Origin of the sequence: Devosia sp. SD17-2 (assembly GCF_029201565.1) — a bacterium.
In the GTDB taxonomy this organism is placed as follows: domain Bacteria; phylum Pseudomonadota; class Alphaproteobacteria; order Rhizobiales; family Devosiaceae; genus Devosia.
Genome location: NZ_CP104002.1, coordinates 813838 through 831517 on the forward strand (window position 1 = coordinate 813838; position 17680 = coordinate 831517).

The window sequence follows — 17680 nt, forward strand, 5'->3', positions numbered from 1 at the left end:
TTTGTGCGATATGCTGCATTTGTTGAGTAATCGCACAGATGGGGCGCGCCATGGCTATCCTCGAACGGGACATCATGGGTGGGCTGGGCAAGGGCCTATTGGTCATTGAAACCTTCACCGCCACCCGCCCGCGCCAGTCGATCAGCGAAGTCGCCGAAGCGTCCGGGCTCGATCGCGCGACCGCTCGCCGGTGCCTCCTCACCCTCGCGCACATGGGCTACGCCGATTATGACGGGAAATATTTCACCCTGACGCCGCGTGTCCTGCGGCTGGGGACGGCGTGCCTTGCCACCATGCCCCTGCCGCAATTGGTCCAGCCGCTGCTCGACAAGCTCTCCGAAGAGCTGGGTGAAAGCTCCTCGGTCTCCATCCTCGATGGTCCGGAAATCGTCTATGTCGCCCGCGCCGCCCAGCGCAAGGTCATGTCCATTGCGCTCATGCCCGGCTCCCGTCTGCCATCGTTCTGCACCTCGATGGGCCGGGTCATGCTGGCGGCGCTGCCCGAAGAGGAGGCGCGCGACATACTCGAGGCCGCACCGCTGATGCCGCGCACCCCGTTTTCCATGACCGATGTGGACGCAGTAATGGCCGAGCTGGGGCGCGTGCGCGCGTCCGGCTTTGCCACTATCGATCAGGAGGTCGAACTGGGCCTGCGCTCCATTGCCGTGCCGCTCTATAATGCGCGGGGCACTATCGTCGCCGCGCTCAATCTCGGCGTTGCCGCCGGGCAGCTGGCTCTGGATGAACTTGCCCCGAAATTTCTCGGGCCCCTGCGACAGGTGCAGGCCGAAGTCCGGGCCATGCTGCGCTAGGCACAAAAAAGCCCCGCCACGAGGGCGGGGCTTGACGCTTCAGCTTCGGTCGACTTTTCAGCCGGCGAAGAAGGGCTGGGTGCCGTGCGCTTCGATGGCGGTCGACAGGCGACCGAGGGCGTGGATATAGGCAGCCGAGCGAACCGAGACGTCGCGCTCCTTGGCGATATCCCAGACGGCGCGGCCTTCGCGTTCCATCATCTTCTTGAGGCGGGCGTGGATCTCTTCGAGGTCCCAGTAGAAGCCCTGGCGGTTCTGCACCCATTCGAAATAGGACACGGTCACGCCACCGGCATTGGCCAGAATATCGGGCAGGACCACGACACCGTTGTTGGTCAGCACCTTGTCGGCATCGGCCGTAACCGGGCCGTTGGCGAGCTCGAGCACAACCTTGGCCTTGATCGAGCCGGCATTGTCGACGCTGATCATTTCTTCCAGCGCAGCTGGAACCAGCAAATCGGCCTCAACCGAGATCAGGTCATCGGCCGAGATGACGGTCGCGCCGAGTTCGGCGGCGAGGTCGGCCACGCGCTTGCCAGCGTTCTTGCCTGCGATCAGCTTGGCGACGTCGAGGCCGTCGGCCTTGTGGATCGCGCCGGCGGAGTCGGACACGGCCACGACCTTGTTGCCATCGGCAGCGGTCAGCTGGGCGTAGAACTGGCCAGCATTACCAAAGCCCTGGATGGCGACGGTGTGGTCGCGGGCCAGGCCCAGCTCGCTGGCGAGGTGGCGCACGAGATAGAAGCCGCCGCGTGCGGTGGCGTCATTGCGGCCGAGCGAACCGCCCAGGGCGATCGGCTTGCCGGTGATGACTGCCGGGGTCACCGAACCGGTGATCTGGTTATATTCGTCCGACATCCAGCCCATGATCATGGCGTTGGTGTAGACGTCGGGCGCCGGAATATCGCGGTCGGGACCGACCGTGGTGGCGAAGGCCTGCATATAGGCGCGCGACAGGCGCTCCAGCTCAGACTTCGAAAGAGTGCGCGGGTCGACGCGCACGGCGCCCTTGCCGCCGCCATAGGGCAGGTTCATCACGGCGCACTTGAAGGTCATCCAGAACGCCAGCGTCTCGACTTCCTCGATATTGCTATCGGGGTGGAAACGGATGCCGCCCTTGGTAGGGCCGCGGGTATCGTCATAGCGGCAGCGCCAGGCGAGGAACGACTTGCGCGAGCCGTCGTCCATACGGATCAGCAGGCGGGTCTTGGTGGTCTCTCGCGGATATTTGAGTTTCTCGATGACATCCTGGTCGATCTGAAGATGGCTGGCGGCCTCTTCAAGGCGGATAAGCGCGCGGTCTAGCAGGGTGTCGTCTGTCATTTCGAGCCTTTTGGTGAGCGGGAGTTGTGCAGTCTGCACAAATGGAAGGCGCAATCCATCCCATTTTTGGACGCTTAGGTCAATAATCCTGACTGATAATGGACGTAATTTCACCAAGGTGCCTATTGACGGTGCAGGTTTTCCCCTGACAATAGCCGCCCCTGAAGCTGGATCGGTGTGGTGAATCTCTCTCTGCCTCTGCCTGAAATTCGCATTACGACTGACGATTACACCCGCGTGTCGATCCTCGCGGAGCGGTCGCTGCGTGTCCTGCCGCAGGTCTCGGCCTATCTCGAGCGTGAACTGAACCGCGCCGATATCTGCGATCCCTGGGATACGGCAGGGGTTTCGATGGGCCAGCGCGTGATGTTTCGACTCGACGATGCGCCGCAGGTCCGCCTCGGGCGCCTCGCCTATCCCAATCGTCCGCTGGGCGAGCGCGGCAATGTGCCCATTCTGGGCGCTGTCGGCGCGGCGTTGATCGGCATGCACCGCAATTCCACCATCGAATGGCTCGACGACGGCCGCGTCCGCACCCTCACCGTGCTGGATTACGGCTGGTAAGAGGGGAGGGGTGGGGCCATCGGTTCCACCGCCATTGCCTGGCATGTCCGGGCAATCCATCTCCAGAAAATGGATCACCCGGACAAGCCGGGTGATGAAGGTCAGAATAGTCTTGTCTGCGGGATAGAACACGGAGCCTAAAACTCGCTCCAGTCGGCCGAGATCGCTGCATTGCCCTGGCTGAGATAGCTGCCCCTGGCGGCCTTTGCGGGCTTTGCCGGTGCAGGTTTGCGCGGCGCGCTGCGCATGCTGGACGCGGTCTCCGCCCAGTCGGTGGTGTCCTCGAGGCGGAACACTTCCACGATCTTGTCGAGTTCGTTGGCGCGGGCCTCGGTCTGTTCGATCGCCGCATTGGTCTCCTCGACGAGCGCCGCGTTGTGCTGGGTCATTTCGTCCATCTGCCGCACGGCAACGGTGACTTCCTCGATGGCCGCTGCCTGCTGGCTGCTTTCGCGCGCAATATCGGACATCAGCGCGCTATTGGTGCGGACTGCCTCGAGCATGGCGTCGAGCTTGGCCGCGGCGTCGCCGACAAGACGGGTGCCGCCGCTGACCTCGATGGCGCTCTGCTCGATCAGCCGCTTGATCTCCGAAGAGGCTTCCGCAGACGACTGGGCGAGGCGCCGCACTTCCACGGCAACAACGGCAAAGCCATTGCCGGCGTCCCCGGCGCGTGCCGCTTCGACCGAAGCATTGAGGGCAAGCAGATTGGTCTGGAAGGCGATGTCGTCGATCATGCCGATGATGTTGGAGATTTTCGACGACGAGGTCGAGATCCGGTCCATCGCCTCGGTGGCCTGCTTCATCACCGCGCCACCCTGGAGGGCAGCACTGGTAACCGCTTCTGCCGTCGCCGTGCCGTCCTGGGCGCGCTTGGCATTTTCGGTCACGGTCACGGCCAGCTGCTCGATGGCCGCCGAGGTTTCCTCGATGGTGGCGGCCTGCCGCGTTGTGCGCTCGGAGAGGTCGTTGGCGCCGGCCAGAATTTCCCCGGTGGCGGTCTTGACCCCACGCGAGGTGGCCCGCAGGCGCGTCACCACATCGGACAGTGTCTCGGCCACGCGGTTCATGTCGGTCTTCAGCCTGAGGAAGGCGCCCTGATGATTTCCTTCCATGCGCTGGCTGAGATCGGTGTCGGCGAGGGCTGAGAGCACCACGGTCGCGTCGTCGATGCCGTGGCGGACGCTCTCCACCATGGCGTTGAAATTGCGGGCGATGCGGGTGATGTCGTCGTCCTCGAAGTGACCGCTGATGGCCTGCGAGAAGTCACCGGCCTTGGCGGCCGCGACGACATCGTCGAACTCGCGCTGGAAATCTTCCATCACCTTGGCGCGGGCAGCAGTGCGCATGGCGTTGGCCTGTTCTTCCGCGCTCATATTGGCGATGCGGATGCCGTTTTCCTTGAACACCTGCACGGCCGCGGCCATCTCGCCGATTTCGTCCTTGCGCGCGGCACCGGGAACTTCGGTTTCGAACTTGCCATCGGCGAGGTCGCGCATGGCCAGCGTCAGCTGCCCGATCGGGCGGCTCATCTGCCGGGTGCCCATATAGAGCGCGCCCGCCGTGCCGGCAGCAATGCCAAGGCCTGCCGCCAGCAGCAGCATTGTCTGCATGGCCGACTGGAAGCCGGCGATCTCGTTCTGGATGCCGGCAAACCGCTCGATATCGGCGGTGACAACGGCGTCGATCTCGGTCTGGAAGGCCTTGCGGTTGGCGCGGTTCTCTTCGTTATTGCCCTGCTCGTTGGCGAGCGCCGGGTCGACATCGCGGCCGAGGCGCGCGGTTTCGGTGCGGAAAGTGCGGAACTCAGCCGCCCGCGCCACCATTGCCTCAAAGCCCGGCAGGTCTGCGGCGGCCAGCAGCGGCCGCCAGCCCTCGAGAACAGCGTCGATATTGTCGAGGTTCGTCATGATCCCGTTGGCGAACTGGGCAGCCGCAGCCGTATCCGCCGAGGCGTAGATACCGCGCGAGTCCATCACCACGGCGGTGACGAGACGGTTCAGCTTTTCGCCCGAGAGAGCCCGCTTGGACGCATTGTCCAGCCGCTCGATCTGCTGGCCGTATTCCCTGACGATGTGAAGCCCCATGCCTGTGATGAGGGCCGAGACTAATCCCATCACTGCGACGATGGTGAGGAGTTTACCGCGTATACGCATAGACCTAGTGACCTCCGAGTGACCGGCCGGTCCTCCTGGACCCGGTATGCCGGCCGTGTTTCGACCCGGTTCGCCTTTCCTTGGCGACGGGTCGGATAGGTCAGTAATTGCCAGTATTCCCCTTAAGACTTGGTGAAGTCTGAAATGGTCGTCGTCTTTATGCAGCGAAACGGATTTTGTTTACTGTCAGGGATTTGCTTTAAGTGTTGCGGCCTTGAATGCGGAAACTTTGGCCGGGCTGGTGCTGCGACGCTCGGTACTGGCAAAGCCAAGTCGTGCGGCCGGGGCACTGGCGACGCGGGCTGGCTCCGAGCATGACCCATGCAATGCCGCCAGCGGCGCGCGCGCCAGGATGTTTGGCACCGTGGTGTGATCGACGCCCGATCCGGCCATGATGGTGATCCGCCCCGCCGCAACCTCATGGGCGTGGGCAATATCGTCGAGCCCTTCCATGGCGGTGAGGGCGCGGCCCGAGGTGAGGATTGTGTCAAAGCCCAGCGCTAGGGCGGCTTCCACCGCTTCGGCAATATCGGGCACGAGGTCGAAGGCGCGGTGCAGCGACTTGGCCATGTCGCCCGCTGCGCCAACGAGGTTCTTGAGCGTTTCGACGTCCAGCCGCCCGTCGGCAAGGCTGGCACCGAGCACGACGCCTTCGAGGCCTGCATGCCGCGCTGCAGCAATATCGCCCCGCATGGTGGCGATATCGGCCTTGTCGAAGACAAAGTCGCCCGGCCGGTGGCGGATCATCGCCCGCACCTTGATCGGCGCCTTGCCGGCCAGTGCCATCAGCCCGGGGGAGGGGGAAAGCCCGCCCATCTCGAGGCTGGAGCAGAGTTCGACACGGTCGGCACCACCGGCGATGGCGGCCGCGAGGCCCTGCGCGTCGTCGACGCAGATTTCGATGAGGGTCATGGTTCTTGGGACTCCAGGCCGAGCATGGCCGCGCCGATGAGGCCGGCGTCGGCGGTTAATTGGGCCGGCACGACGAGCGGCCGGTCGAGTTTGCGCAGAATGCGTGGGCGCACGGCCGCATCGATCCGGGCGATCAGCGCCGCGCTATTGCCCAGCCCTCCGCCTACAGGAACAATGCCGGGCCCGACAATATTGACCACCAGCGCCAGCGGCTGGGCGACCAGTTCCACCTGCAGGGCAATGGTCTGTTCCGCCTTTGCGTCGCCAGCTTCCCAACGCGCCAGAATTTCGGTGCTCGGCAGGTCGGTGCCGTGGAGGTGCCGGTGCAGCCGTTCGATGCCGCGCGCCGCGCCGACCGTGTCGAGGCAGCCCAACTGCCCGCAGCCGCAGGCAAAATGGGGCAGTTCAAACGGCGCGACGCTGACCTTGGTGGCGACAATGGTGCCGTGGCCCCATTCGCCCGACAGCCCGCCCGCGCCGGGATGGAGTTTGCCATCCACCACCAGTCCGCCGCCGACCCCGGTCCCCAGAATGGCGCCGAACACCACCCGGTGGCCGCGCCCGGCGCCGGTATGGGCCTCGGCCAGCACAAAGCAATCGGCATCATTGGCGACCAGCACCTTCCGGCCCAGGCGCTTGCCGAGATCGCCGGCGAGGTCGCGACCGTCGATGCAGGGAATATTGGCGCAGGTAACAAGGCCGCTGTCGGGATCGACGACGCCGGTTACCGAAATGGCCACCGGGCTGTCCTTGCTCGCGCCACCTTTTTCAATCAGCCCGGCGATGGCATCGGCAAAGGCGTAAAAATCGTCGCGGGGCGTCGGCACGCGGCCGAGCATGGTGAGGCTCTCAGGCCCTCTCGCCAGCGCCGCCTTGATGGTCGAGCCGCCGATGTCGAATGCGGTAATCATGGATCGGCCTCTCCGGGGCGTGGTTTCAGCCTATGCCTCAGTTGCGCCCGGCGCGCAATTGTCGCTAAGGAAGGGCAGGGCCCATCGGGCCGGTTTCAGGAGAGCGTATCATGGCCCGAACGGCTGTCATCGGCGGCGGCCCTGCAGGGCTCATGGCCGCAGAAGTGCTGGCTGCAGCGGGCGAGGACGTCACCGTCTTTGACGCCATGCCCACCATGGGCCGCAAACTGCTTATGGCCGGCAAGTCGGGCCTCAACATCACCCATTCCGAACCACACGATGCGCTGCGCAAACGCTATGGCAACGTGCCGGAGCGTTTTTCGGCCGCGCTCGATGCGTTTACTGCCGATGACCTGCGCCAATGGTGCGCCGATCTCAGCGTTGAAACCTTTGTCGGCTCCTCCGGCCGCGTCTTTCCAAAGGCGATGAAGGCCTCGCCGCTCCTGCGCGCCTGGCTTGCCCGCCTCGAGACCTCCGGTGTTAAGCTAAAACCCCGCCATCGCTGGATGGGCTTTGAGGAAGACGCGCTCGTCTTCGACACGCCCGAGGGCAGGGTCGAAGGGAAATTCGACGCCACCATTCTCGCCCTCGGCGGCGCCTCCTGGGCGCGGCTCGGATCGGACGGTGCCTGGGCGCCGATTCTTTCCGACGCCGGTGTTGCGCTTGCCCCGTTCAAGCCCGCCAATTGCGGTTTTGACGTCGACTGGAGCCCGGTCTTTATCGAGCGCTTCGCTGGAGCCCCGATCAAATCGGTCACTGCCACCAGCGCTGCCGGCACTATTCCCGGTGAGTTCGTCGTCAGCGCCACCGGCATTGAGGGCGGTCTCGTCTATCTCCATGCCGCGCCGCTGCGCGATGCGCTGCTCGCCGGTTCTCCCGCCGCGCTCGTCGTCGATCTGGTCCCCGCTCGCACCGCGGATCGCCTTGCCGCCGATCTCGCCCGCCAGCCGCAAAAACTCAGCTTTTCCAATCGCCTGCGAAAAGGCGCCGGGCTCGATCCGGTCAAGGCCAGTCTCGTGCGCGAGGTATTACCGGCTGCAGCGCAGATGTCGCCCGAGGCGCTCGCTGCCGCCATCAAGGCCCTGCCCATTCCGCTCGTCCGGCCGCGCCCGATCGAGCGCGCCATATCGACGGCGGGCGGGATAGAATTCTCCGCCCTCGACGATAATGGCATGCTCACGGCCCGCGCCGGGATTTTCCCGGCTGGTGAAATGCTCGACTGGGAAGCCCCGACAGGCGGCTATCTCCTCACGGCGTGCTTCGCCTCTGGCCGCGCCGCCGCGGAGGGTGCTCTGGCCTACCTCAAGGGCTAGTCGCCTCTCCGGGGCACCCCCGACCTGATCCGGTCCAGTCGATTTCGATGGTGCTGTGGCCGATATCGAAGTCGGCCTGCAGCGCCGCCTTGGTGGCCGCCGTGACCTCCGCCGGATCGGCGCCGGGCGCCAGCGCAATCTCGAGTGTCGCCATGGTCCGCCCCGAGGACAGCGACCACACGTGAAGGTGGCTGACCTTCGCGAGCCCCGGCACGGTTTTCACCAGCCCGGCCTCCAGCGTGGCGCTGTCAAACCCCTCGGGCGCGCCTTCCATCAATATGTTGAACGTCCGCATCAGCAGCGCCCAGCCACTGCGCAGGATAAGAAGGCTCACGAACACAGAGAGGATCGGATCGATCGGCGTCCATCCGGTGAGCCAGATGATCACCGCCGCAAGGATCGCGCCGACCGAGCCGAGCAGATCGCCCAACACATGGAGGCTCGCCCCCTTGATGTTGACGTGATCCTTGTCTGCGCCCTGGAGGATGCGGAACACGCCCAAATTGACCAGCAGCCCCAGCACGGCGACGATCAGCATCGGCCCGGCCAGCACTTCCTGCGGTTCAAACAGCCGGTTGATCGCTTCATAGGCGATCCAGCCGACCAGCGCGAACAGCGTCAGTGCATTGAGTAGCCCCGCCAGAACCTCGAGCCGCGCATAGCCGAAGCTGCGCTTGCTGTCGGCCGGGCGGCTGCCGAGGCGAAAACCCAGCCAGGCGAGGAACAGCGCCACTGTATCGGTCAGCATATGCCCGGCGTCGGCAATCAACGCCAATGATCCCGAGAGATAGCCGCCCACGAGTTCGGCAATCATGAACGCGCCGGTCAGGACCAGCCCGATCAGCACCGCCCGCTCATTATTGGCACTGACTTTGGGCGTGTGGCTGTGGCCCGCATGATCGTGGTCATGCCCCGAATGGTCGTGCTCGTGACTATGGTCGTGCCCGGACATGGCTTTTCTCAACTACTCTATATATGAATAGACGTTCATATGTGTGAGCGTCAAGCGGGGCTTGTCGGCGTGACACTTCAGCTTCGCTCCAGACTGTCGGCTCCCGGCGTCTCCCTCCCCCTTGTGGGGAGGGACGGCGCGCAGCGCCCAGGGTGGGGGTGTGTTTCCGCAAACGCGATGCCCACAACCCCCACCCTCATTCCCTCCCCACAAGGGGGAGGGAGGCGATGGAGCCGGGGCGTCCGTGGGGGTTCTACTAAGGTGAAGGCTTGGTCGTGGGGTAGCAATCGCAGGCCACCTCAATGACTACCCCTCGTCGTCCTCATGCTCTTCCATGGCGTGGGCCACCATGTCGGCGAGGATATTGGCGATGTGAGCGTCAGCGGCCTCGTAAAAAACCTGCTTGTTGCGCCGCGTGCCGCGCACCAGCCGGGCGGCGCGCAGGAGGCGCAGATGGTGGCTCACCAGAGACTGGCTGGCGCCCGTCGCCTTGGCGATATCCCCCACGGCAATCGGCCCTTCAAGGCAGGTCAGCACGATCTTCAGCCGCGTCGGATCGCCGAGCAGCCGAAATGTCTCGGCGATCACGGTAATAGTGTTGTCCTCGGGCAGGGGCACGGCGAGCTCGTCGGTTCAGCGCTTCGTCATCATCTAGTTAGGCAGGTTCTGGGGCCTTGGCCAGAACGGATCGGCCCTCGCTCAGCGATAGCCCGCTGCCTGCAGTTCAAACAGCTCGGCATAGCGGCCATTGATCGCCAGCAGTTCCTCATGCGTGCCCGCTTCGAGGATGGCGCCATTGTCGAGCACGAGGATACGGTCGGCCATGCGCACGGTCGAAAACCTATGCGAGATGATCACCGCCGATTTGCCATGGGCGAGGTTCTTGAAGCGCGCGAAAACCTCGGCCTCCGCCTTGGCGTCGAGCGCAGCCGTCGGTTCGTCCAGAATGATCAGCTCGGCGTCGCGCATATAGGCGCGGGCGATTGCCACTTTCTGCCATTCGCCACCCGAAAGGTCGCGCCCCTGCTTGAAGAGGCGCCCCAGCTGCTGGTCATAGCCCTTGGGCAGTTTGGCGATGACGCTGTCGGCGAGGCTCTGCTCGGCCGCGAGGTTGATGCGTTCCTGGTCCTCGCGCGCCTCGATCCGCCCAACCCCGATATTGTCGCGGGCGGTGAAGGAGTAGCGGATGAAATCCTGAAAGATCACCCCGACATGGGCGTGGATGTCCTTGGGGTCCATATCCCTGAGGTCAATGCCATCAATGGTGATGCGACCCTCGCTCGGGTCATAGAGGCGCGTAAGAAGCTTGGCGATCGTGGTCTTGCCGGCGCCATTCTCGCCCACCAGCGCCAGGGTCTGCCCGGCGGCGAGGGTGAAGGAGAGGTCGCGCACCACCCAGTTTTCGGTTTCCGGATAGCGAAAGCCGACATTTTCGAAAGCAATTTCGCTCCGGATCGGCGCTGGGAATTTCTTGGGATTTTCCGGCGGCAGCACGGTCGGCTCGATCTCGAAAAAGGAAAAGAGATCGTCGAGATACATGGATTGCCCGGCGATCTGGGTAAAGCCGAGCAGAATGCGCTGGAACAACCCGTTAAGCCGCAGGAAAGAGCCCGAGAGGAACGCCAGGTCACCCAGGGTGAATTCCCCGGTGATGGTGCGCCAGACGATATAGCCATAGGCGGCGTAGTAGGCGAGGCTGGCTATGCCGGTAAAGAGGGCGCCCCAGCTGGCGCGCAGCATGGCGACGCGGCGGTTTTCGATAAAGATCTGGTTGGCGAGCGTCCGGAAACGGCTGATCAGATAATCGCCCAGGCCAAAGAGTTTGACCTCCTTGGCGGTCTCGGCGCTCGCCCCGATCTGGCGGAGATATTCAATCTCGCGGCGTTCAGGCGTGCGCCAGCGGCTCAGCATATAGGCGAGCGTGTTGAACCGCGTTTCGCCCCAGATCGAGGGAATGAAACTGAGCGGCAGCAGGAGGATCAGCCAGGGCGCGTAAAAGAACAGGCCACCGGCCAGTGTCATCACGGTGAGGATGTCCTGGGCCTGGCCGAACATCTGGCTCAGCAGCGCATTGCGCCCGGCCGCCTGTCGGCGCGCCCGCTCCAGCCGGTCCTGGTATTCGGCGCTCTCGAAATGCATCAGATCCAGCCGGGCGGCGTGGCCCATCAGCTCGATGCTGACCTGGTTGGAATGCAGTTCAGAGAGGATGGAATCCACCAGACCCGTGGCGCGGGCAATGATGTCATTGGCCAGCACCAGCGAAAATTCCAGCACCAGCAGCCACAGCACGGGCGTCAGAAGGCCCGAGCTCCACCAATCGATAAATTCCGGGCCCGGCGCCGCGATGGCCGTAAGCCGCACCACCTCGTCGACGATCAGCTTGGCCGCGTAGAGCACGGCCACGGGCTGAAATGCTGCAATCAGGCGCAGGACCACTGTCGCGGCCGTCAGCCAGCGACTGGTGCGCCAGATCTGCGCCACGAGCCGTCCGAGATGGCGCAGATTGTGGAGGCGCTCGCGGAAGGTCGGGGTCTTGTCGGGAATTGGGGGTGGGCGACGCCCGGGCAGGTCGGTCATGGTCGCTACTGTACTGTGGCACGGTGCGTCAGGAAATAAGCCCGGCGCGAATTAAACGCTGTTCCTGAGATCACCTGCGCTAGGTCAGGTTGCGCAGGAACCCGGCAAGATCGGCGGTCACATGCTGCACATGTGGCCCTGCGGCCTGATCGAGCTCCCAGGCTTCCACCTGCTCATGCACAAAGCCTTCGCCGGCGACGACCTGCACCGTCGCCATCCCCGTCTCATGGGGCACGACGAGGTTCTTTTCGAGATCGTCGAACATGGCCGCGCGGCTGGGGTCGATGTCGTAGCGCGCAAAGAAGCCGTCATAGGCCTCGCGGTGCGGTTTTGGCACGAAGGTCATGGCACGGATATCGTGCACATGTTCGAACAGATCGTCCCCGCCCAGCTGGCGCAGCACGGAGCGCGCATGGCCGGTGTCACCATTGGTCAGGATCAGTTTTCGCCCAGGCAGATCGCGGATTGCGGCGATCAGTTCCGGGTGGGGCATCACCGGCGTGTAGTCGATGGCGTGGACCGTATTGAGGAAGTGGTCGGGATCGATCTGGTGCTGGATCATCAGCCCGTTGAGCGTGGTGCCGAAGTCCCGGTAATATTGCTTCTGCAGCGTGCGGGCCGCATCGAACTCGAGTTTGGTGACATCCATCACATAATGGGTGATGCGGATATCCACCTGCGCAAAGAGGTTGCACTCCCGGGGATAAAGCGTGTTGTCGAGGTCAAAGACCCAATCGGTGACGTGATCAAAGCGCGGCGCAGAAGTGTTCATGGGCTGAGCTTACCAGAACCGTGAAGCCGCTTCACCCGCCAAAAACGCAGGGCCGATATATCCCGCGCATCAAGAAACCCCCACCCAACCTCCCCCTGTCAAGGGGGAGGGGCTCGTCGGTGGCTCTCCGAAGGCACCGCAATCCCGATGCGTCCCTCCCCCTACCAGGGGAGGTTAGGTGGGGGTGGGGGCCAGCGCTGCAGCCGCGGCCCAACGCGATGCCGCCAGAGCCACCGCCCTATCCCTCCATCGTCATTGCCCGGCTTGTGTGGAGGATCTGTGCTTTAGTGGTGGCATCAGCCGGGTTGCGCATCCCGGCTGATGCAGTCAGGAGGCCGTTTTGTCCGGCTGGTTTGTCACAGCCGAGGACGAGCAAGGCCCTGTCTGCTCCCTTTGACCCCGAACGGTTGATCGGGCTGTTGCCCGCACCACAAGCCTGGGAGCAAGGTCATGATACACGACACCCTCTTCGTTGGCATCGACGTTTCCAAGACGCATCTGGACGTTCATACCCATCCCGCTGGCAAATCCTGGCGTTGCAGCACTGGACCGGAGGCGCTCGCCGAGCTGACGCAGCGCCTGGCCAGACTGGGGCCGTTGGCCATCGGGCTCGAAGCCTCGGGAGGCTATGAAGCCCGCGTGGCCGAGAGCCTGCATGCCGCTGGCCTTGAAGTGCATGTTCTAGCCCCGGCGCGGATCCGCAGTTACGCGCGGGGTATCGGCCAATTGGCCAAAACCGACAAGATCGATGCCGCTCTGATCGCGCGTTATCTGCAGGCCGTGCGCGCCAGCTTGACCCCTTATGTGTCTGATCCGATCCGACAAAGGCTGAGCGCGTTCACAGCCCATCGGCGGCGGATCGTTGCGGAAAAGAGCGGCCTTGTCAGTCAGCTCGATACCATCGACGAGCCGCTTGTGCGCAGCCTGATCGAGGAGCGTCTGGCGGCCATCGCCCTGGAGATCAAACGCATCGAAGCGGCCATCACTGCCCTTCTCGCCGACAATCGCCAGCTCCAGCAGCGCCAGGCGCGGCTGCGGCAGGTGACCGGCGTCGGTCCGGTTCTGGCGATCGCCTTACTGGCCGACATGCCCGAGCTCGGCAAGGTCTCCGCCAAGGTGGCCGCAGCACTCATCGGCGTTGCCCCTTATGCCCGCCAATCGGGCGCATCGGATCGCAACGGCCGCTGTCTTGGCGGACGAAAACATCTGCGCGATATCGCCTACATGGCCGTGCTCAGCGCCATCAAGGTGAAAGACCCCGTTCTCGGCGGCTTCTATCAAAGACTGCGCCTGCGCGGAAAACCCTTCAAACTCGCCATGATCGCAACGGTGAGAAAACTCATCACAATCCTCAACGCCATCGCCCGACAGGAACCGGCATTCCAACAGTGATGTCCACGGTTGCTTGTCCGGGCAATCCATCTCGCCACAAAACTGGATCACCCGGACAATCCCGGTGATGACGAAAGAACCGCGGGCGTCCGGAGGAAATCGGGATGGTCGTCATGCCTCCCAAAAAACAAAACCCTCCCCCGCAGCGCGGGAGAGGGCAAAACGACAAAGCCGCAAAGAGCTTACTGGTTGGCGGTAACTGCCAGGCCCAGCGCCGAAATCAGGCCGGCCGGATTGGCAGCAGCGGCGCTGAGAACGAGGAGGCTCGTCGGCTGGGCTGGCTTGATGGCGACTTCAAAGCTCTGTGGATTATCGAGGAAGGCGGTGACGGCGGGCACGACCATGTCGGACAGCGCGGGGATGCCGAACTGGCCGATCATCTGGGGCAGCATGGCCTTGATGCCTTCCACGAATTCGGCGCGTTCAGCGCCGGACTGGGCGGCGTAGAAGTCGAGCAGCTTGCCGGCCAGCGAGTCTTCGTCATAGCGCACGTTCACGCCAGCGAGCGAGATGGCCTGCAGCAGTTCCATGCCGAGCATCATCTGCTTGGCCTGGGCCTCTTCGCTGGTCGGGTCCATGGTGCTGGCCTGCATGGCGTAGATCTTGTCGAGGATCGCCGGGGTCAGGCCCGAAAGGTCAGCGGTGAAATTGAGTGCGCCGACATTGTCGAAATCCATCAGGAACTGGTCGATCACCACGTGGCCATCGGTCATGGTCCAGCTCATCGACTGGTTGATGTTGCCGCTGATCGTGGTGAGACCGAGCGCCTCGATGGTGGCGGCGGTGTCCGGATCTTCCTCGCTGGCGGCAGAGAGATCGGCACGGATATCGGTGATGTCGAACACCGAGACGATATCGGTCAGTTCGTCATTGGCGTCGAAGCTGAATTCATTGGTGGCATCGATGCCGGCGATCGAGAAGAAGTCGGCGCCGTCACGGGTCACGGTAATCGGCCCGGTGGCCATGCGGCCGGCGGTCATCATCAGGTCGACGGTATCCATCGGGCCAGCCGGGGGCAGGTAGATGTCCTCGACGACGATGCCCGTCACCGTCACACGGCCGACCGGATCCTCGGAGAAATTGGTGTCGATATCGGGTACGGTGAGGCGTTCGGCGGTGAAGCCGCCATCATCGGTCTCGCTGACGCCGGTGAAGGTCAGCTGGGTATCGAGCGCGATGGCTTCGTCAACGCCGGTGATGGAGACATTGAGGCCGTCCACGACCACGGTGTCGCCATTGGCGGTCGCCGTGTCGAAAGTGATGTCATAGCCGCCCATCTTGTAGACGTCAGCGATGCGCTGCATGAAGGCCTGGGCGTCGAGCGCCATCGCCGGCTGCAACATGGCCAGCGTCGCCAGGCCCGAAGCCAGCATCAAGCCTTTGATCTTGGTCGTCATCATCATCATGGTCTGCGTCATCCGATTTCGTGCCATGCACCCAGTAGATCAGGCGCACATGTCCCTTTTGTGTTGCCCCACCGGGGCTTGATGGCGGTGCTTCACGGCTGAATTGCGATGATCAGCATCTTTGCCCCGCTTTTCCAACCCTGTTTGCGCGGGATTGGTTCAGCGAGCCTGAAGAAATTGCCTGTAGACCGGGTTTTCCGTCTCGTCCCAATAGGGGAAGCCAATGGCCTCGATATGGGCGAAGAGATCGGCGCGGGTCTCGGGCGGCACTTCGGCGCCGACCAGCACGCGGCCATAATCGGCACCATGGTTGCGATAGTGGAAGAGCGAGATATTCCACTCGTCGTTCAGCCCTTCGAGAAACCGCAGCAGGGCGCCCGGCCGTTCGGGAAACTCGAAGCGGAAGATCATCTCATTGTCGAGCCCGGCCACCCGTCCGCCCACCATGTGCCGGACATGGAGTTTTGCCACTTCATTGTCGGTGAGATCGGTCACCTCGAGCCCGTTCTCGGTGAGGTGGGTGACGATCTCCTGCTTTTCCTTTTCGCCCCCGGCCAGCTTGATGCCGACGAAGATATGGGCCTCGCTACCCGCCGCGTAGCGATAGTTGAATTCGGTGATCGCGCGCTGCCCCAAAAGCCGGATAAAGGCGCGATAGCTGCCCGGCTTCTCGGGAATGGTGACGCCCAGCAGCGCCTCGGCGCGTTCGCCGATCTCAGCCCGCTCGGCCACATAGCGCAGGCGATCAAAATTGACATTGGCGCCCGAATTGATAGCGATCAGCGCGCCTTCGGGCGCCTTGTCGGTTTCGATTTCACGCCGCAGCCCGGCGAGGGCCAGCGCCCCTGCCGGCTCGGCAATGGCGCGTGTGTCGTCAAAAATATCCTTGATGGCGGCGCAGATCTCGTCAGCCGACACGGTGACGATATCGTCGAGCAGGTCGCGGCAGAGCCGGAAGGTCTCGTCGCCCACCTGGCGCACGGCAACCCCATCGGCAAAGAGCCCCACCTGATCGAGCGCCACCGGGCGCCCCGCCGCAATCGCCGCTTGCATCGAGGCGGCTTCTTCCGGCTCGACGCCGATGACACGGATTTCCGGCCGCAAAAACTTGACGAAACTGGCGATCCCCGCGGCCAGCCCACCGCCGCCGATGGGCACATAGATGGCGCCGATCGGTCCGGGATGCTGGCGCACGATTTCGAGCCCGATCGTGCCCTGGCCGGCGATGACATCGGGATCATCGAACGGATGCACGAAGACATAGCCGTGCCGTTCCGCCAAGTCCTCGGCATGGGCGCGGGCGGCGTCAAACCCTTCGCCGAACAGCACGACTTCCCCGTCCAGCTGGCGCACAGAGGACACCTTGATATCCGGCGTCGTCGTCGGCATGACGATCACCGATCTGATGCCCGCCCGGCTCGCCGAGAGCGCCACCCCCTGCGCGTGATTACCGGCCGAGGCGCAGATGACGCCACGCGCGCGCTCTTCGGCGGTGAGATGGGCGATGCGGTTATGCGCGCCGCGGATCTTGAACGAGAACACCGGCTGCTCGTCCTCGCGTTTGAGCAGAATGGTTTGCCCCAACCGCTCGGACAGGCGCTTCATCTTGTCGAGCGGCGTCTGCACGGCCACTTCATAGACGGAGGACGAGAGGATCTTGCGGACATAATCGTGCATGGCGGGCTCCGGAAACGGCACCCGGGACAAAGGCCCGCCCGGCCCAAATGTCAACCTTGGCCGCTCAGGCGCTCAGCAATTGCCAGGTCTGGTAGCCGGCAAGACACAGCACCAGTGTCCCCACCAGCAGCATGAGCTTTTGCGCCGGAATGGCCCGCACCACAAAGCCCGCAAGCGGCGCGGCGAGCACGCCACCCACCACCAGCCCGCCCACCGACCATGCGTGGCCGGCAATGCCTTCGGCCTCCTGCCAGTGGCCGGTCAGCAGCGCGATGATGAAGGCCGCCGACACCGCGGTCGTGACAAAGAATTCCACGCAGTTGACGGTGCCGATGACATAGCGCGGTGCCGCGCCGCCGCCGATGAGGCTCGAGGTCACGATCGGGCCCCAGCCGCCACCACCGGCCGCGTCGACAAAGCCGCCGGCGACCCCGAGGGGCATGACCACGCGCTTGCGCGGCTCCTTGTAGGCCGGACGCACGCGCATGGCGCGATAGAGGATGTAGACGCCGAGCATGGCCAGATAGGTGGTGACCCATGGCCGCAACACCGCACCATCGATCGCGGTGAGCACATAGGCGCCGAGCACGCCACCCAGCACGCCGGCGGGCGCGAGGCGCCAGAACAGGCGCCAGTTGACGTTCTTGTGGCGCACATGGCTCGTGGCCGAGGCAGCGGTGGTGAACATTTCGGCGGCGTGGACGCTGGCCGAGGCGGCGGCAGGCGACACGCCAAAGGCGAGCAGCATGGTGGAGCTGACGACGCCATAGGCCATGCCCAGGGCCCCGTCGACGATCTGGGCGAGAAAGCCCACCATGGCGAAGATGAAAAATTCTTCCGGCACATCGCCCCCCAACTTTTTCAAACTGCAGCGATGCGGCGGTTCGAGCTGGGGGAAACGCCGATGCCCCCC

General features: G+C 64.0%; 15 protein-coding genes. 4 read left to right on the forward strand and 11 right to left on the reverse strand.

What is annotated here, in order from left to right; genetic code table 11:
- Positions 1–50 precede the first annotated feature (50 nt).
- Positions 51–812: an IclR family transcriptional regulator C-terminal domain-containing protein gene (locus NYQ88_RS04090; protein ID WP_275653700.1), complete on the forward strand. Its 762-nt coding sequence runs from the start codon at positions 51–53 to the stop codon at positions 810–812.
- 57 nt (positions 813–869) lie between these two features.
- On the opposite strand, the gene NYQ88_RS04095 is transcribed toward NYQ88_RS04090, so the two are convergent.
- Positions 870–2135 (reverse strand): Glu/Leu/Phe/Val dehydrogenase, encoded by a 1266-nt coding sequence (locus tag NYQ88_RS04095; protein WP_275653701.1) that lies wholly within the window; start codon positions 2133–2135, stop codon positions 870–872.
- A 180-nt stretch (positions 2136–2315) separates the two neighbouring features.
- Between NYQ88_RS04095 and NYQ88_RS04100 the strand changes: the two genes are divergently transcribed.
- On the forward strand, positions 2316–2699 hold the full coding sequence (locus tag NYQ88_RS04100; RefSeq protein WP_275653702.1) for a nucleoside diphosphate kinase regulator: 384 nt from the start codon (positions 2316–2318) through the stop codon (positions 2697–2699).
- Positions 2700–2836: 137 nt separating this feature from the next.
- Here the strand turns inward: NYQ88_RS04100 and NYQ88_RS04105 are convergent, their stop codons facing one another.
- From NYQ88_RS04105 to NYQ88_RS04115, 3 genes are all read right to left on the reverse strand, one after another.
- Complete coding sequence (locus NYQ88_RS04105; protein WP_275653703.1) at positions 2837–4855, reverse strand: methyl-accepting chemotaxis protein; 2019 nt, start codon at positions 4853–4855, stop codon at positions 2837–2839.
- 186 nt (positions 4856–5041) lie between these two features.
- Entirely contained in the window at positions 5042–5767 is a 726-nt protein-coding gene (locus NYQ88_RS04110) for a copper homeostasis protein CutC (RefSeq protein WP_275653704.1), read from the reverse strand.
- Positions 5764–6678 carry an ROK family protein gene (locus NYQ88_RS04115; protein WP_275653705.1) on the reverse strand — a complete coding sequence of 305 codons (915 nt, stop codon included), beginning with the start codon at positions 6676–6678 and terminating at the stop codon, positions 5764–5766. Before NYQ88_RS04115 ends, NYQ88_RS04110 begins: the two co-directional genes overlap by 4 nt.
- 110 nt (positions 6679–6788) lie before the next feature.
- Between NYQ88_RS04115 and NYQ88_RS04120 the strand changes: the two genes are divergently transcribed.
- Entirely contained in the window at positions 6789–7991 is a 1203-nt protein-coding gene (locus NYQ88_RS04120; RefSeq protein ID WP_275653706.1) for a TIGR03862 family flavoprotein, read from the forward strand.
- Here NYQ88_RS04120 and NYQ88_RS04125 read toward each other — a convergent pair.
- The 4 genes from NYQ88_RS04125 to NYQ88_RS04140 form a co-directional block, all read right to left on the reverse strand.
- On the reverse strand, positions 7981–8943 hold the full coding sequence (locus NYQ88_RS04125; protein WP_275653707.1) for a cation diffusion facilitator family transporter: 963 nt from the start codon (positions 8941–8943) through the stop codon (positions 7981–7983). The two genes, NYQ88_RS04120 and NYQ88_RS04125, sit on opposite strands and share 11 nt — an antisense overlap.
- A 306-nt stretch (positions 8944–9249) precedes the next feature.
- The gene (locus NYQ88_RS04130) at positions 9250–9561 is read right to left on the reverse strand and encodes a metalloregulator ArsR/SmtB family transcription factor (protein ID WP_275653708.1); all 312 of its coding nucleotides are present in this window, start codon (positions 9559–9561) and stop codon (positions 9250–9252) included.
- Positions 9562–9642: 81 nt separating this feature from the next.
- Entirely contained in the window at positions 9643–11520 is a 1878-nt protein-coding gene (locus NYQ88_RS04135; protein WP_275653709.1) for an ABC transporter ATP-binding protein, read from the reverse strand.
- A 79-nt stretch (positions 11521–11599) separates the two neighbouring features.
- Positions 11600–12292: a pyrimidine 5'-nucleotidase gene (locus tag NYQ88_RS04140; protein ID WP_275653710.1), complete on the reverse strand. Its 693-nt coding sequence runs from the start codon at positions 12290–12292 to the stop codon at positions 11600–11602.
- A 450-nt stretch (positions 12293–12742) separates the two neighbouring features.
- Here NYQ88_RS04140 and NYQ88_RS04145 point away from each other — a divergent pair, with 450 nt between their 5' ends.
- The gene (locus tag NYQ88_RS04145) at positions 12743–13684 is read left to right on the forward strand and encodes an IS110 family transposase (protein ID WP_275651579.1); all 942 of its coding nucleotides are present in this window, start codon (positions 12743–12745) and stop codon (positions 13682–13684) included.
- Positions 13685–13866: 182 nt separating this feature from the next.
- On the opposite strand, the gene NYQ88_RS04150 is transcribed toward NYQ88_RS04145, so the two are convergent.
- The 3 genes from NYQ88_RS04150 to NYQ88_RS04160 all read right to left on the reverse strand — a co-directional run bounded on the left by NYQ88_RS04150 (position 13867) and on the right by NYQ88_RS04160 (position 17584).
- Positions 13867–15102 carry a hypothetical protein gene (locus NYQ88_RS04150; protein ID WP_275653711.1) on the reverse strand — a complete coding sequence of 412 codons (1236 nt, stop codon included), beginning with the start codon at positions 15100–15102 and terminating at the stop codon, positions 13867–13869.
- 147 nt (positions 15103–15249) lie between these two features.
- Positions 15250–16767: a threonine ammonia-lyase, biosynthetic gene (gene ilvA / locus NYQ88_RS04155; protein ID WP_275653712.1), complete on the reverse strand. Its 1518-nt coding sequence runs from the start codon at positions 16765–16767 to the stop codon at positions 15250–15252.
- 64 nt (positions 16768–16831) lie between these two features.
- The gene (locus tag NYQ88_RS04160) at positions 16832–17584 is read right to left on the reverse strand and encodes a sulfite exporter TauE/SafE family protein (RefSeq protein WP_275654838.1); all 753 of its coding nucleotides are present in this window, start codon (positions 17582–17584) and stop codon (positions 16832–16834) included.
- Positions 17585–17680 lie beyond the last annotated feature (96 nt).

What these genes read in the sequence shown, in the direction of transcription:
- NYQ88_RS04090 (WP_275653700.1), top strand. Translation starts at nt 51, where the DNA reads ATGGCTATCCTCGAACGGGACATCATGGGTGGGCTGGGCAAGGGCCTA.
- NYQ88_RS04095 (WP_275653701.1), bottom strand. Translation starts at nt 2,135, where the DNA reads ATGACAGACGACACCCTGCTAGACCGCGCGCTTATCCGCCTTGAAGAG.
- NYQ88_RS04105 (WP_275653703.1), bottom strand. Translation starts at nt 4,855, where the DNA reads ATGCGTATACGCGGTAAACTCCTCACCATCGTCGCAGTGATGGGATTA.
- NYQ88_RS04110 (WP_275653704.1), bottom strand. Translation starts at nt 5,767, where the DNA reads ATGACCCTCATCGAAATCTGCGTCGACGACGCGCAGGGCCTCGCGGCC.
- NYQ88_RS04115 (WP_275653705.1), bottom strand. Translation starts at nt 6,678, where the DNA reads ATGATTACCGCATTCGACATCGGCGGCTCGACCATCAAGGCGGCGCTG.
- NYQ88_RS04120 (WP_275653706.1), top strand. Translation starts at nt 6,789, where the DNA reads ATGGCCCGAACGGCTGTCATCGGCGGCGGCCCTGCAGGGCTCATGGCC.
- NYQ88_RS04125 (WP_275653707.1), bottom strand. Translation starts at nt 8,943, where the DNA reads ATGTCCGGGCACGACCATAGTCACGAGCACGACCATTCGGGGCATGAC.
- NYQ88_RS04135 (WP_275653709.1), bottom strand. Translation starts at nt 11,520, where the DNA reads ATGACCGACCTGCCCGGGCGTCGCCCACCCCCAATTCCCGACAAGACC.
- NYQ88_RS04140 (WP_275653710.1), bottom strand. Translation starts at nt 12,292, where the DNA reads ATGAACACTTCTGCGCCGCGCTTTGATCACGTCACCGATTGGGTCTTT.
- NYQ88_RS04145 (WP_275651579.1), top strand. Translation starts at nt 12,743, where the DNA reads ATGATACACGACACCCTCTTCGTTGGCATCGACGTTTCCAAGACGCAT.
- NYQ88_RS04150 (WP_275653711.1), bottom strand. Translation starts at nt 15,102, where the DNA reads ATGACGCAGACCATGATGATGATGACGACCAAGATCAAAGGCTTGATG.
- ilvA (WP_275653712.1), bottom strand. Translation starts at nt 16,767, where the DNA reads ATGCACGATTATGTCCGCAAGATCCTCTCGTCCTCCGTCTATGAAGTG.
- NYQ88_RS04160 (WP_275654838.1), bottom strand. Translation starts at nt 17,584, where the DNA reads ATGGTGGGCTTTCTCGCCCAGATCGTCGACGGGGCCCTGGGCATGGCC.